This window comes from Streptomyces sp. NPDC002499 (assembly GCF_053595415.1).
Genome location: NZ_JBSFXO010000006.1, coordinates 516019 through 530594 on the forward strand (window position 1 = coordinate 516019; position 14576 = coordinate 530594).

Below are 14576 nucleotides of genomic sequence, written 5' to 3' on the forward strand. Positions count from 1 at the left end.
AGGTACTCCCCCGGGACACCCCCCAGGGGTCATCCCGCAGTACCCCTCACCCGCTAGTCCACCTTCAGGAGGTGCAGCCAGCACCACCCCTACAACCTGAGGCGGACCCGGCTTCGGGACCTGCGGCCGATCCGCCGGAGGTGCCCTCGCTCCTAGCGTGGAGCCATGACCACACTCGTCTGCACCAGCGCCTCGACCGCTGCCGAACCAGCGGCGCAGACCCTCGCGTACCCGTCGTTCTCCTCGTACGTGAAGGCCCGCCAGCCGGTGCTGCTGCGTACTGCCCGGTCGCTGACCGCGAACCCGTGCGACGCGGAGGATCTGCTGCAGACCGCCCTCACCAAGACGTATGTCGCGTGGGAGCGGATCGAGGACCATCGTGCGCTCGACGGCTATGTGCGCCGGGCGCTGCTGAACACCCGTACGTCGCAGTGGCGCAAGCGCAAGGTCGACGAGTTCGTGTGCGAGGAGCTGCCCGAGCCGGAGCCCGCGCCCGGTGGGGACGACCCGGCCGAGAAGCAGGCTCTGCACGACGCGATGTGGCGGGCGATCGCGAAGCTGCCGGCCAGGCAGCGGGCGATGGTCGTCCTCAGGTATTACGAGGACCTCAGCGAGGCCCAGACGGCCGAGGTGCTCGGAGTGTCGGTGGGCACGGTGAAGTCCGCGGTGTCGCGTGCGCTCGGCAAGCTGCGGGAGGATCCTGAGTTGGGCCTCGTGCGGTGACGCACTGACCTGGAGTGAGCCCGGAGTGCCCCGCGTGATGTGATCGATCACCGGCACCTAGTGACATACCGAGCGGTATGTGCGCAGAATCGGCGCAACCGTTACCGCCGCGTAGGCAATGTCGCCCCGGGAGGATCGCCGTGCTGAGCACCATGCAGGACGTACCGCTGCTGATCTCTAGGATCCTGACGCATGGATCCACGATCCACGGCACTTCGCAGGTGACCACCTGGACCGGCGAGGCGGAACCCCACCGCCGTTCCTTCGCCGAGGTCGGCGACCGTGCGGCCCAGCTGGCGCACGCTCTGCGCGAGGACCTCGGTGTCGAGGGCGACGACCGGGTCGCGACCCTCATGTGGAACAACGCGGAGCATGTGGAGGCCTACTTCGCGATCCCGTCCATGGGCGCGGTCCTGCACACCCTCAACCTCCGCCTCCCGCCCGAGCAGTTGGCGTGGATCGTGAACCACGCGGCGGACCGGATCGTGATCGTCAACGGTTCGCTGCTGCCGCTGCTCGCCCCGCTGCTCCCGCACCTCAAGCCGGTCGAGCACGTGGTGGTGTCGGGCCCGGGCGACCGTTCGCTGCTGGACGGTGCCGCCGTGCAGGTGCACGAGTACGAGGAGCTGCTGGCCGGCAAGCCGACCTCGTACGACTGGCCGGAGCTGGACGAGCGGCAGGCCGCCGCCATGTGTTACACCTCCGGGACGACGGGCGACCCCAAGGGGGTCGTGTACTCGCACCGTTCCGTCTACCTGCACTCCATGCAGGTCAACATGGCCCAGTCGATGGGCCTGACCGATCAGGACACCTCGCTGATCGTGGTTCCGCAGTTCCATGTCAACGCGTGGGGACTGCCGCACGCCACCTTCATGACCGGCATCAACATGCTGATGCCGGACCGTTTTCTGCAGCCCGCCCCGCTCGCCGAGATGATCGCGACCGAGCACCCGACGCACGCCGCCGCCGTGCCCACCATCTGGCAGGGCCTGCTCGTCGAGCTGACCGCACGCCCGCGTGATGTCTCCTCGCTCACCCAGGTCACCATCGGCGGTTCGGCCTGTCCGCCCTCCCTCATGGAGGCCTTCGACAGCCTCGGCATGCGGGTCTGTCACGCCTGGGGCATGACGGAGACCTCCCCGCTCGGCACGATCGCCCGCCCGCCGGCCCAGGCGGTCGGCACGCCGGAGGAGTTCGCGTACCGCCTCACCCAGGGCCGTTTCCCGGCCGGCGTCGAGGCGCGGCTCTCCGGACCCGGCGGGGAGCGGCTGCCCTGGGACGGTGAGTCCGCCGGTGAGCTGGAGGTCCGCGGCAACTGGATCGCGGGCGCCTACTACAACGGCCCGGACGCCGAACCCCTGCTCCCCGCCGACAAGTTCAGCGAGGACGGCTGGCTCAAGACGGGCGACGTCGGCACGATCTCGCCCGACGGCTTCCTCACCCTCACCGACCGCGCCAAGGACGTCATCAAGTCCGGCGGCGAGTGGATCTCCTCCGTCGACCTGGAGAACGCGCTGATGTCCCACCCGGCCGTCGCCGAGGCCGCCGTGGTCGCCGTCCCCGACGAGAAGTGGGGCGAGCGCCCGCTGGCCACGGTCGTCCTCAAGGAGGGCGCCACCGCCGACTTCGCGTCCCTGCGCGCCTTCCTCGCCGAGGAGGGCAAGATCGCCAAGTGGCAGCTCCCGGAGCGCTGGACGATCATCGAGTCGGTCCCGAAGACGAGCGTCGGCAAGTTCGACAAGAAGGTGCTGCGCAGGCAGTACGCCGAGGGCGGCCTGGACGTCACCAAGCTCTAGCTGCCGGCACCGGGAACAGAACGGCACGGGCCCACGTCACCGTCGTAGGACGTGGGCCTGGGCCCAACTCATAGGCTACCGGCCTCAGTTGGTGCCGATCCGTGCCAGCAGGTCCACGATGCGGCTCTGCACCTCGGTGCTGGTGGAGCGTTCCGCGAGGAAGAGGACCGTCTCGCCGGAGGCGAGGCGGGGGAGGTCGGCCTGGTCGACGGCGGCGGTGTAGACGACGAGCGGGGTGCGGTTGAGCTGGCCGTTCGCGCGCAGCCAGTCGACGATGCCGGCCTGCCGCCGGTGCACCTGCATCAGGTCCATCACGACCAGGTTCGGCCGCAACTGCCCCGCCAGCGTCACCGCGTCCGCGTCGCTCGCCGCCCGCGCGACCTGCATCCCGCGCCGCTCCAGCGTCGCGGTCAGCGCGAGCGCGATCTCCGCGTGCTCCTCGATGAGCAGCACGCGCGGCGGGTGCTGGTCGCTGTCCCGCGGGGCGAGCGCCTTCAGGAGTACGGCGGGATCGGCGCCGTAGGCCGCCTCGCGCGTCGCCTGTCCGAGCCCCGCCGTCACCATCACCGGCACCTCGGCGGCCACCGCCGCCTGCCGCAGCGACTGGAGTGCGGTCCGGGTGATCGGCCCGGTCAGCGGGTCCACGAACAGCGCGGCCGGGAACGCGGCGATCTGCGCGTCGACCTCCTCGCGCGAGTGCACGATGACGGGCCGGTAGCCGCGGTCGCTGAGCGCCTGCTGGGTGGTGACGTCCGGCGCGGGCCACACCAGCAGCCGCCGCGGGTTGTCCAGCGGCTCCGGCGGCAACTCGTCGTCCAGCGGCTGCGGCCGCGGCGGATCCGCGACCTCGACCGCCCCGCCGGGACCGTCCAGCGGCTCGGGGCCCTCGGCGGCGTTCTCGTCCGGTGCTCCTATGGCGTACGACCGTCCGGAGCCCTCGGTCACCTGCGCCAGCCGGGACTGCCCGGCGAGCGAGGGCTGCGGCTGCTCGGCCGACGGATGCGGACGGGCCGCCTGCTCCTGGGGCGCGGCGGTCGCGTCGGTCCGCGTGCCGAGCTTGCGGCGCCGGCCCCCGTTGGTGGGGTTGTTCGCCGCGGGCGCCGCCGCCGGCTGCTGCACCTGCGCGGCCTGCCGCGTGAACGGCACGCCCTGCCCCAGCGTCCGCACACTGAACGCCCGCCCCTGAGTGGAGTTCGGGTCGACCGGCATGCCACCGGCCTCGGCGGGCAACGGCTGCGAGGCCTGCGCTTGGGCCTGCGCCGCGGCCACTTCCGGCGGAAGCGGCGCGCCGGGTGCGGGTGTGGTGCCGGACTGCGCGGGCGGTACGGGGCCGGCGAGGCCGTTCGCCGGTACGGGACCGGCGGCGGCCTCCGCGGGAAGGGGCTGGCCGGGGGTCGCCTGGGCCGGGATCGGCGCGCCCTGCGCGGGCACCGGCTGCTGTCCGGGCGGGATCGGCTGCCCCGCCGTACCGACCGCCTGACCGGGCACGGCAGGAGCGAGCCCCGCCTGCGCCATCCCGGTCATCCCGGCGGCCTCCGCCACCGGAACTCCCTGCTCGGGCGTCCCCGCCGCCCCACCCTGCGCCACGGCACGGCGTCGGCGACCCGTCGGCGCGCTCGTGGGGTGCGGTTGCGGCGGAGTGTGGTCCTCGGACTGGTCGTGCGGGGCGGTGTCGTGCCGACCGTTGTCGATCAGGGCGTCGCCGGCGAGGTTCTGCCCGCTCTGGCCGGGGAGTTGAGGGTGCGGGTGCGCTTGCGCCGGGGCCTGTTGCTGAACCGGGACGGGCATCGGCGGCTGAAGCTGACCCGGCACCTGACCCGGCACCTGACCCGGCACCTGACCCGGCACCTGACCCGGCACCTGACCCGGCATCTGACCCGGGACCTGGCCCTGCACGGGAACGGGCGGCTGAAGCTGCCCGGGCACCTGCTGGCCCGGCATCTGCCCCGGCAGCTGACCGGGGACCTGCCCCGGTACCGCTCCCGGAACTTGGCCCGCCACCTGACCTGGCACCTGGCCCGGCACCTGCCCGGCCGTCGGCACCTGCTGCTGGGGCACGTTCACGCCGCCCGCCGCTGCCGCCGCCGCAGACTCCGGTGTCCGGTCCGCCTCGGCCGGCGGCAGGGCGAAGACCGTACGAGGTCCCGCCTCCTGCGCGGCGGCGGCGCGCTCGTTCGCGGCGGCCAGGGCACGGCGACGGCGCCCGGTCGGCTCGGCGTTCTCGGCGGGAACGGGCTGGTTGGCGAGGACGGGCTGGTTGGCGAGCACCGGCTGGTTGGAGGGGCCGGTGGCCGCGGGCAGGGCCGGCGGCAGGGCGTGCTGCTCGCCGCCGTCGCGCCGCGCGCGCCGCCCGGTCGCGGTTCCGCCGGCGGGCGCGGGAACGCCCTGCGGCGGCACCGTGCCGCCCAGGCCGCTGCCGACGGCCGCCGTACCGGCGCCGTGTTCGCCGGCCATGACGACGGCACCCTCGGAGACCCCGTCCCCGGAACCGTCGCCCTCGATCTGGCCTTCTACTCCTTCGGCACTCCCGTCGGCGGCCCGTCCGCGCCGTCGCCCCGTACCGCCGGAACCGTCCGCGGCGACGGGTTCCTGGGCAGGCTCCTCGGCCGCCCGGCGGCGACGCCGGCCCGTGGGCACGGCGACCTCGGCACCCGGGGTGCCGGATCCGCCGGCCTCCCCCGGAACGTCGCTCTCCAGGAAGGCGTCGACGGAGGACCGCCGCGCCCGCCGCCGCCCGCCGCCGGAGCTGGGCTCGGCCAGTTCGAGGGCCGCGGCCTGCACCTCGACGGCCCCGGCGCCACCGCCGATGGGCACTTCGAGGACGTACGCGCTGCCGCTCATACCCGGCACCTCGTGCGTCTGAAGCACCCCGCCGTGGGCCCGCACGATCCCGCGCACGATCGGCTCGTGCACCGGGTCTCCCCCGGCGTACGGCCCGCGCACCTCGATCCGTACGACCTCACCGCGCTGCGCCGCCGCGACCACGACGGTGTTGTCCATGTAACCGCCCGCCGACACGGGCGCGTTGCCGGTCGCGTCGACGCCGGCCACGTCCGCGACGAGATGCGCGAGCGCGGTGGCGAGCCGCTGCGGGTCGACCTCGGCCTCTATCGGCGGCGCGTGCACGGCGAACTGCACTCGCCCGGGCCCGATCAGTTCGACGGCCCCGTCGACGCCGGCGGCGACGACCGCGTCGAGCATGACCTTCGTACGGACGACCTGCTCGGTGCCGGCGTCGAGGGCCTGGTAGCCGAGAACGTTGTCGATGAGGGTCGTGATCCGCGAGTAGCCGGCGGACAGGTGGTGGAGCACCTGGTTGGCCTCGGGCCACAACTGCCCGGCGTCGTCGGCGGCGAGCGCGGCGAGATCGCGGCGCAGCTCGTCCAGCGGCCCGCGCAGCGACCGGGCCAGCAGCGTCAGCAGCTGCTCGTGCCGACCGGCGAGCGCCTCGTACCGGTCCTTCGCCCGCTCACCGAGGGCCGCGTACCGGTCGTCGCCGGCGGCGAGTTCCTCGTCGTGCTGCTCCTGGAGCTCCTCGATCTCGCGGACGTGCTTCTGGCGCAGGGCGGTCAGTTCGGAGGCGTGCTCCTCCTCGATCCGCTCCAGTTCGTCCGTGTGCCGCTTCTCGACGGCGTCCTTCTCCTCGGCGAGCGCGTCGTAGGGCCGCCGGTCGGTGAAGGTCATCACCGCGCCGACGAGCTGGTCGCCGTCGCGCACGGGCGCGGTCGTGAGGTCGACGGAGACCTCGTCCCCGGACTTCGACCACAGCACCTGCCCCCGCACCCGGTGCTTGCGCCCGGACCGCAGGGTGTCGGCGAGCGGCGACTCGTCGTACGGGAAGGGGGTGCCGTCGGCGCGCGAGTGCAGGACGAGGTCGTGCAGCGCCTTGCCGCCGAGGTCGCTGGCCCGGTACCCGAGGATCTGGGCGGCGGCGGGGTTGACGAGCACGATCCGCCCGTCGGTGTCGGTCCCCACCACACCCTCGGCAGCGGCCCGCAGGATCATCTCGGTCTGCCGCTGCGAACGCGCCAGCTCGGCCTCGGTGTCGACGGTCCCGGTCAGGTCGCGTACGACGAGCATCAGCAGCTCGTCGGAGCCGTAGCCGTAACTGTCGTAGGCCTGCTGCCCGTTCTCGAGATTCGCGCTGGTGACCTCGACGGGGAACTCGCTCCCGTCGGTCCGCCGCGCGATCATCCGCGTCGGCTTGGTCTGGCCGCGGGGATCCATGTGATCGGGCCGCCGCATGGAGCCCGGGATCAGCTTCGAGTCGAACTGCGGCAACAGATCGAGCAGCCCTCGCCCCACCAGCGCCGTTCCCGGCGCTTCAAAGGCCTCCAGCGCGATGGTGTTCGCGTTGACGACGGTCCCATTGGCGTTGACCAGCACCAACGCGTCGGGAAGCGCGTCGAGTATGGCTGCGAGGCGAGCAGCGCCTCGGGATGGCCTGCTGCTCACGAGACGCTTCCTCCCTGTTACCGCATCTTGCCGACCGCTCGGGCCATCTTGCCAACCTGCCCGCAACGTGTCACGCGAGCGAGTCTAAGGGCTGCGGTCCCGCCCGCGGCGCCGGATGAGAGGGAGGTCGCACGACGAAGTGACGCAGAAGGTGTGACGGCGCGACGCCGCCCGCGGCCTGGCCTGCACACCCCTGACCGCGCTGTGCGGAGCTGTACGCGACTGACGGCTCGACACATTTTGTGGACCCGGTGGAGCGCCGGTGGAACGTCTGTGCGGAGCAGGCCCTCGGACGCCGGGGGTCACGCCCCTGGAGGCGCCTCTGCGGGCCATGCCTTCGGCGGGTTACGCCTGTCCCCGGGGCCGCAGATCGGGCAGCAACGGCACCATCCGGTCCCACCGCCCCATCTCGCACCCGTTCCGACGGTCGTACGAGGCGTCCACGGGCCGCCCGGCCCACACCCCGGTGACATGCGCGGTGGCGGTTCCGCCGTACTGCATGGTGCACACGCTTCCGTCGGGAACGGGGGCGAAGGTGTCCCGCCCCCAGCGGGCCCCGCGATCGAGCGCGTCGCACGCGCCGGTGACGTCGGGATGGGTCCCGCCTCCGGGATGGCAGTACAGGTCGTACGTACCGTCCTTGCCGCCGCCCGCGTCGCGCACGGTGACGGTGAGGTGGTCGCCGGCTTGGTCCTCGTCCCGGACGGGGGGTGGGGCGAGGGTGAGGGAACCGGCGTCGGCGTAGGCGGCGGGTGCGGTGAGGGTGGGGGCGAGGGAGGCGGAGGCGGCGACGGCGACGAACAGGGCGGCGAGGCGGCGGGCGCGGCGGGGGGTTTGGGGTGCGTGGGGTGCGTGGGGTGCCGGGGAACGGGGTGCCTGGGCTAGCGGCGAATGGGGGGCGTCGGGGACAGGGGGTGCCGAGGAGATGTGCGGCAACGGGGAGACGTGGGAGACCTGGAACATGACCTGACTAACGGCGCCCGGGTCGGGACGTTGCGCGCGGCGTCCTCCTGGCGGGGTCTCGCGGGGCTTCCCGGAAGCCTCGCGGGGGCTTCGCGGGGGCTTCGCGGGGGCCCGCCGGGTGGAGAAGCACTTTGCCCTGCGGCCTGCACGCCTAGTACCGTGGGAGGCGATTGGTGACACCGCGCTCGACTGTGTCATCATCTGCACGCACCACTCGCGCTCGCGCGGGCGGCTGTGCGGGAGGCGTCGCCTAGTCCGGTCTATGGCGCCGCACTGCTAATGCGGTTTGGGCCTTAAAGCCCATCGAGGGTTCAAATCCCTCCGCCTCCGCGCAAGATCACCGAAGCCCCGGTCCCAGGACCGGGGTTTCGTCGTTTCCGCAGGTCACAATGGCTGCGGCTAACGGATTTCACATGGCGGCGGCAGTCATGTAATGTTCTTCCTGTCGCCGCGAGCGGCCCGAAAGGACCAGGAACGGCACACAGGACAAGCACTCGTAGCTTAACGGATAGAGCATCTGACTACGGATCAGAAGGTTGCAGGTTCGAATCCTGCCGAGTGCACAGTTGGCGAGAGGTCCCATGGAGAAATCCACGGGGCCTCTCGCTTATGCCTTAGCCGCAACCGGGTTCGGAGTGGAGCCGGAGCGGCTGCGGGTCCTGGCGCGACGGCCCGATCCGGCTGAATCGTCCTCGCTAGGATTCCTGTCATGGACACTCGGGGCGGGGATCCCTCACAACAGGGCACGGATCGTGCGGCCGTGGAGTTCGGCTACCGCCTGACGGCCGCGGACTTCGAGGAGGCGCTCCGTGCGCGGGCCCGTCGGTCGCCGGCGGGCCGGGCCCAACTGCTGACGGCGCCGCTGATCGCGGTGGTCGCTGTGGTCGTCTTCTCGGTCGTCCAAGATCCCACGCTGCCCGTGTTGATCATCTCGCTGGTGCTCGTCGTGGCAGTCACGTCCTGGGGAGCGGTACGAGGGCTGCGCACCATGGCCCGCCGGATGTTCAGCGTCATGGAGACGTACGGGCAGTGCCGCATGGTGGCCGACGACCACGGCACGGCCGTCACCGGCGAGCGGGCGTCCACCACCGTCGACTGGACGGCGTTCCGGGAGTACGTGGAGACACCCGGGCTCTTCGTGCTGCTGAGTGGCGACCGCGCGGCCGGAGTCGCGGTGCTGCCGAAGAGGGGAGCCCAGGATCCCGCGGACGTGGATCGGCTCCGGGCGATCCTGGACCACAACCTGAAGCGGCTTTGAGGCTCGGAGGCCAAGAGCCCGGTGTCCGCCCATGCCATGGGACTTCGTACGAGGCGGGCGGGGACGCGAGTCGTGCCATCGCGTGCCGAACCCCAAGCAACCCAGGCTGAGCGCGCCCGGCGCCCGGCCGCCGACCTCGAAGGGTCAGAGGAGGTCCCGCCAGAAAGGGACCGTTGCTCGCGGGTTCCAGTTCTCGTCGACCTCGCCTCGCGCCTCGTCGAACTCCTGGTGCATGTAGTCGGCCAGGTCCAGGCCGTAGTAGATGATGTCGGTCTGCCACATCGAGAGCACCGGGTGCCCGAAGCCGCCACGGCCGGCGGGCAGGTATCGGTGGGCATACACGGGCACCAGGACCGGCGCCTCTGCCAGATGACGTCTCGCGGTATCCAGTGCCACCGTCTCGTCGGCGGGACGCTCACCCCAGCCCTCGTACCAGAATCCGCTGTGCTCAACGCTGAGCAGAACGCCCTCGACCGGCCAGTCGAGCTGTCGACGCAAGCTGTCCAGGTCGCCGCCGCGCCACTCCGGCCAGGGCCTGGACCAGGTCTGCCCGTCCTCGGGAGGGACATTGACCGGGAGCCCGGCCGCGAGGAACGCACGGTGATCGTCGGCGAACTCGAAGCCGTACTCGCGCTCGATGCGCGCGAACTCGGCGTCCGTCAGCCCCGACTCGAATTCGTAGAGACCTGTCCGCACCAGACGCCGCGCGGCTTCGGCACCCAGGCCCGCACCCTCGCCGCTGATCACCACGGCACGCTAGCGCGACCACAGGTCGCCGTCACCCGAGTTGTGCGCGACTCCGTCTAAGTTTCCGTACGCCGACAGGCATCGGCTCATGAACCCGGTGAACGGCCTTGCGCCCAACTCGCCCCCGCACTGCTCGATATCACTGTCAGACCGGCGCTGTACGGTCCGCGCCATGGTTGAGAGACCTACGACCGACTGGCGGGACGGCATAGCCGAAGAAGCCGAAGCGCTTGCCGACGGCACTCTGGACCCTGACTGTGCGTGCATGGCGGGACTGTTCCCCGAAGAACTGCTCGCGTCGACCGATGCCGTCCTCGACACCTTCGAGAGGGAGCTCCCCGGCCTGGGTGATGCGGACGACACGCAGATCTTCGGCGTCGTGGAACGCGTCGTCCTGGCCCTGAACGCCGTCAACGAAGCCCACAAGGAAGGCGCCTACGAAACCGACGAGCGCGAGCAACTGTGCGACTTCATCGACCAGTCACTCACCGAGCACGGCATCGACATCGTCGCGCTGACCGCCCGGCATGGACTCGGCCGCCACCAGATCACGGACAAGTGGCGGAAGTGGTAAGGCCGCTCACCCGGACGCTGCTCACTGGACGCTCACTTCCTGACACAGCACCACCGAGTCTTGTCACCGTTGCGCTTGAGGGTAGGGCGACAACTGCCCCAGAACGCCCTTAGCTTCCCAAGCTGAGGACTCGGCTAGCCACCGTTGTCAGGCGCCGTCCGTCGCGCTTGCTCTAGTCGACCGCACAGGCAACATGGCTGAGGCCGGTGGCGGTGCAGCGAGCCACGCGCGCGCCTGGATTGTTCGGTTGACCCGCCGTAGTGGCTGACTGTCGTCGACCAAGGTTCGGACGGGAGGGTCCCATCGCAGGTGCCGGCCGTCAGCTGAGTTCGCCGAAGCTGGGCCGCCCCAGGCCGCCCGGCAGTGACCAATGGCGACCACCCACGACCATCAGGCGCACGAGACCAACATCCCCGACGAGCAAAAGACAGCTCCCCAGATCCCCGACAAAACCCAGGTCAAGAAGACGGCGATGCCTACAGTCGTCGCTTGGCCTACCAAGCTAAGGCCCGCCGGGGCCTCGCATCGGTCGCTCGGAGGGGCCCTCTGTCTCGGTTGGGAGAAACTTCATTCTTGCTTGCAGCGACGCATGTACATTCGTGGCAAAAGTGCCTATTCCCGTAGTGCCCGTGAGCAGTTGAGCAGTAGTGGACCCATATCGGCTGACATCACTCCTTTGAACTCACGCACCTCCAGTTAAAGTCATCCCTGCCGCCCTTCCATGGCGCGTTCGATACCCGATTGCGCAGCTGCTAGATCGAACTTATATCCTTGCCCCTGCAACTCGTGCGCCGATTCAGCAAGTTTCGATAGGTCGGTATCGCGACGTGCCCACAACCAGATTCCATGATTAATGTGATTGCGAGAGTCCTTACCTGTAAATTTTCCGACCATTCCATTTCCTTCACTGTCCCAATGCAGCTGAAATGATCCCCATTGATATCGCTCTCCGGAATGATCCGTCCACGTACCTGTCAGAAATGTCGAATCAATAAGTGTGGACCTTATCTGTGACGATGCGTGATTTACATCTCGACCCGTTACTCGACTCCTTAGTCGTTTAAGGTCGAACGTAATTATGGATACGTCCGCAGCCCTCGACGTTGACGACGAACCAGGCTCGGGAATGACATACCAATAGGTTTCCCACTTCCCGGAAATATCCCGGCCAGGCGATCGCATGTACGTGAAAATCTGAGCCAGGAATTCCGTCAGTTGGTCTTGAAACAGCGCCGCCAGCACAATGCCCACAAGCGCACTGCCTAGAACGCTAGCCACCCCTTGAAGGACTCCCATGCCCGCCTCGCTCTCTGTGCCCTGCAGATTGGGAGGGTCATCGTAGGTGCACCAGGCTCGCTTGGTCCCCTGATGCATCTAAGCTTCCCAAGCTCAGATCTTGAAGTCGGGCTCAAAGCGAGGGTGTGAAGTCGACGGAAAGGTCGAGGTGGAACGGCGAGCCCGGAGCCGTTGGGGTCCAGCTCTCATGAAGAGCAAGCTGGATGGCCTGAGCCACGTCGGATGGCAGTACAGGCTGAGCCTCACGTCCGAACCAGTTGCTCGGGTGCGGCTGATCGGTCACGACCACGAGCGTTGTCCCGGGGACGTCCGCGTGCTCAACCGCGTACGAGCATGGTGTCCAGGCAAGAGCCTGGAAATAGGTCGGCCTGCGTCGCAACCTCCAGCGGTAGGCGATGCTGTCGACGACGATGCGGCGAGATCCCTTGCGGCCCAATGCCATGGCTCCTCCTCGACACGGAGGATGCTAGCCAGTTCGGCCCGCCAGGGCGTCTCAGTATCTGGCCGTGCCCTACGACACAGCCTCCTGGTCGGTGAGGTTCTGGCTGCTCCAGTTGGTTCTGGACGAAGCGACGGCGCTGACGTGGACGGCGCCCTCCGATACGGTCCCGGGCCATGGCTAAGGGCAATGGTGTGCCGGAGAAGGTGGCGTGGTTCCTGGTTCGGGACGACCGGGTGTTGGTGACGCGCACTCACGGTAGAAATCGCCGAGAAGGCATGGTTCCGCTATGCCGATCGGGACCGGGTCTCGGCCGTCGACGAGCCGGCTTTCGACGCGCTTCACGAGGCCGGGTTGCTTTCCTGATCCCGTGGCCGCTGCACAGTAGTGAAGTACGGCAACCATCACGACCGCAGCCGACCGCCAACAACCGTTGATGGCTGACTCGCCAGTCCACCCGTCCACCAGACCTCAGTGGGTCTTCAACCGGCAGTTCGGGACGAAGAGGTTGGGCCAGAAACGTGCCAGGTCTCGCGGTCCACAGATGACCGAAGCTTCCCAGGCTCGGAGTTTCAGTCGGAATTCTGGTGATCCGTCGGTTCTTCGCCGTTCAATGCGTTGCTGATCTCTCGAAGGCGGCCCCTGGGCAGGGCGAAGGCGTTGCCGGGGTTTCGGTACGAATGGCCGCCGTCGTTGATGCGGACACCGTTTGCAGACCTCCAGTGAGCAGGAGTCCATTGGCCTTGGTTCTCAAGGAGCATGCTCGCCACGTCGTCGGGCTCTTCGATCAAGGTGAGAGCGCTGAGCGCGGTGGTGAGCGCAACGGCTGCTTCGTCGGGCAGTTGCGCGTCGCCGAGTGTGGGGAAGAGCAGCAGAAGTCGGGCGTCGGGGTCGCCGACGCCCTTTGGCGGCGACTGCCGAGCAGCGGACAGCAACTCCGGCCAGGCCATGCCGGGGCCCATGAAATGACCGTCATCCACAGCGAGGGTTTCCGCTGTCGGCCACGTCGGGTGATGTATCAGGTAGTCCACCCCTCGGTCTCCGTCGAAGTTGCGATAGACGACATGGATGGTGTGGCCGGAGCGGAGGGCCACGCTGAACACCGGCCACTCCTGTTCGGCCGAGAGCACGCGGTAGAGCTCCATGGCCGCGTCCCAGTCAGCTCCGAACGCGGCTCGTTGCGCGTCCTCGCCACGCAAACAGCTGCCGAGGTGCACGGGCCAGAACAACGGATCGTCAAGGTAGGCATCCGCCTCGGTCAGCGGACCGCCTGCATATCCCGGGATCGTCAACACGCGAGGATGATGGCATGAGGCGCCGACACCACCGAGGCGTCCGGGTCAGCCCCGCTCCGCCTCAGTTTCCGTCTCATTCAGCCCAGTCGCGGACCCGGTTGGGCCCGGCGAACGCCGGTGCATGCCACCAACGTGCTGCCGTCCTGGTCGAGAAACAGCATGAAGGTCCACGAGCCGTCGGCAGTCCTGATCTGGCCCAGTCGAACCGGTCCGTGGTGCGAGGCGAGGCGGCTCACGGCACGTTCCAGGCCGGAGGTCTCGATGTTCCTTCGAAGCGTGTGACGGAGGCGGCGCCCGTAGACCTTTGCGAGCATCTCGCCTGATGTCGTTCCGTCCCAGACAACGTGAGAAGCGCCGGCGCGGAGAGCGTCGAGCGCGGCCGACGACGCCTCGTCGCCACCGCTCAGCAATCGTTCGAGCTGTTCCCGGTCCATGACCTCACTCCGGTCGGGACTTTGTTGTTGAGCCGCGAAGTGCCGCAACCTCAGCGATCGCCTGTTCGTCCTGTGCCCAATCGACGCCTACCCGGCATCCCACTCCGCTTGCAGACAGCTGAGTTGTGCCTCGCTGAGCGGTGGCTCAAAACCTTCAGGGAACATGAGCGTGAGTGGCTGTGGCCACATGCTCTCGGGCCCGTGCTCTTCACAGTGCAGCGCCACAAGATGCGGTCCCGCCCCGCAGGCCTCGTGCCGGTAGAGGCGGTCATGCGCCTGGCAGAAGTGCGAGAACACTGTGCAGTCGTCCTCGTCGGTCGGCTCGTAGAAACCGGGGTCCCGGACGATCACTGTCACCGGTTCCTGACGGTTGAACGGGGGGATGGGCCGAGGGTCGCACCACAGCAGCCGAGGAGGAAGCACGCGATCATTCTGGGCCAAAGGCGGCTTCGAGTCAGTGCGCAGACCAGATGAAGAGGCGTGCGAGACGGAGTGCCGTCAGATAGATGACGGCGGTCGGCAAGGGACCGCGTCCGCAGCCGAGTTGGCACCGGACCCCCTGCATGGCACCAACGGACACACCACACCGCCCCGGC

At 69.2% G+C, this 14576-nt stretch carries 10 protein-coding genes and 2 tRNA genes; 6 read left to right on the forward strand and 6 right to left on the reverse strand.

The features are described 5' to 3' along the window. Positions 1–165: 165 nt before the first annotated feature. Positions 166–723, forward strand: coding sequence for a SigE family RNA polymerase sigma factor (locus ACWD5F_RS19510; RefSeq protein WP_451255799.1), 558 nt, complete (start codon positions 166–168; stop codon positions 721–723). A gap of 140 nt (positions 724–863) precedes the next feature. Then, the gene (locus ACWD5F_RS19515; protein WP_401719938.1) at positions 864–2519 is read left to right on the forward strand and encodes a long-chain fatty acid--CoA ligase; all 1656 of its coding nucleotides are present in this window, start codon (positions 864–866) and stop codon (positions 2517–2519) included. 84 nt (positions 2520–2603) lie between these two features. Here the strand turns inward: ACWD5F_RS19515 and ACWD5F_RS19520 are convergent, their stop codons facing one another. Both ACWD5F_RS19520 and ACWD5F_RS19525 read right to left on the reverse strand, forming a co-directional pair. Continuing rightward, positions 2604–6974: a PAS domain-containing protein gene (locus ACWD5F_RS19520; protein WP_451255801.1), complete on the reverse strand. Its 4371-nt coding sequence runs from the start codon at positions 6972–6974 to the stop codon at positions 2604–2606. Positions 6975–7319: 345 nt separating this feature from the next. After that, a complete protein-coding gene (locus ACWD5F_RS19525; RefSeq protein ID WP_451255803.1) occupies positions 7320–7937 on the reverse strand; it encodes an SSI family serine proteinase inhibitor in 618 nt (205 codons plus the stop codon). 239 nt (positions 7938–8176) lie between these two features. Here ACWD5F_RS19525 and ACWD5F_RS19530 point away from each other — a divergent pair. The 3 genes from ACWD5F_RS19530 to ACWD5F_RS19540 all read left to right on the forward strand — a co-directional run bounded on the left by ACWD5F_RS19530 (position 8177) and on the right by ACWD5F_RS19540 (position 9195). After that, positions 8177–8267: transfer RNA gene (locus ACWD5F_RS19530), tRNA-Ser, on the forward strand. A gap of 160 nt (positions 8268–8427) precedes the next feature. Continuing rightward, positions 8428–8500: transfer RNA gene (locus ACWD5F_RS19535), tRNA-Arg, on the forward strand. A 146-nt stretch (positions 8501–8646) separates the two neighbouring features. Next, on the forward strand, positions 8647–9195 hold the full coding sequence (locus ACWD5F_RS19540) for a YcxB family protein (protein WP_451255805.1): 549 nt from the start codon (positions 8647–8649) through the stop codon (positions 9193–9195). 144 nt (positions 9196–9339) lie between these two features. Here the strand turns inward: ACWD5F_RS19540 and ACWD5F_RS19545 are convergent, their stop codons facing one another. Next, entirely contained in the window at positions 9340–9942 is a 603-nt protein-coding gene (locus ACWD5F_RS19545) for a hypothetical protein (RefSeq protein ID WP_451255807.1), read from the reverse strand. Between the two features lie 172 nt (positions 9943–10114). On the opposite strand from ACWD5F_RS19545, the gene ACWD5F_RS19550 reads away from it, so the two are divergent. Continuing rightward, positions 10115–10516, forward strand: a complete 402-nt coding sequence (locus ACWD5F_RS19550; protein ID WP_451255809.1) for a hypothetical protein — start codon at positions 10115–10117, stop codon at positions 10514–10516. Positions 10517–11924: 1408 nt separating this feature from the next. Here the strand turns inward: ACWD5F_RS19550 and ACWD5F_RS19555 are convergent. From ACWD5F_RS19555 to ACWD5F_RS19565, 3 genes are all read right to left on the reverse strand, one after another. Beyond that, positions 11925–12254 (reverse strand): hypothetical protein, encoded by a 330-nt coding sequence (locus tag ACWD5F_RS19555; protein WP_451255810.1) that lies wholly within the window; start codon positions 12252–12254, stop codon positions 11925–11927. A 569-nt stretch (positions 12255–12823) separates the two neighbouring features. After that, the gene (locus ACWD5F_RS19560; protein ID WP_451255812.1) at positions 12824–13546 is read right to left on the reverse strand and encodes a hypothetical protein; all 723 of its coding nucleotides are present in this window, start codon (positions 13544–13546) and stop codon (positions 12824–12826) included. A gap of 77 nt (positions 13547–13623) precedes the next feature. Further along, complete coding sequence (locus ACWD5F_RS19565) at positions 13624–13980, reverse strand: hypothetical protein (RefSeq protein WP_451255814.1); 357 nt, start codon at positions 13978–13980, stop codon at positions 13624–13626. Positions 13981–14576: the final 596 nt, after the last annotated feature.

Bases quoted from the DNA above. Each gene is read 5' to 3' on its own strand.
- ACWD5F_RS19550 (WP_451255809.1), top strand. From the start codon at position 10,115: ATGGTTGAGAGACCTACGACCGACTGGCGGGACGGCATAGCCGAAGAA.
- ACWD5F_RS19555 (WP_451255810.1), bottom strand. From the start codon at position 12,254: ATGGCATTGGGCCGCAAGGGATCTCGCCGCATCGTCGTCGACAGCATC.
- ACWD5F_RS19565 (WP_451255814.1), bottom strand. From the start codon at position 13,980: ATGGACCGGGAACAGCTCGAACGATTGCTGAGCGGTGGCGACGAGGCG.
- ACWD5F_RS19510 (WP_451255799.1), top strand. From the start codon at position 166: ATGACCACACTCGTCTGCACCAGCGCCTCGACCGCTGCCGAACCAGCG.
- ACWD5F_RS19540 (WP_451255805.1), top strand. From the start codon at position 8,647: ATGGACACTCGGGGCGGGGATCCCTCACAACAGGGCACGGATCGTGCG.
- ACWD5F_RS19525 (WP_451255803.1), bottom strand. From the start codon at position 7,937: ATGTTCCAGGTCTCCCACGTCTCCCCGTTGCCGCACATCTCCTCGGCA.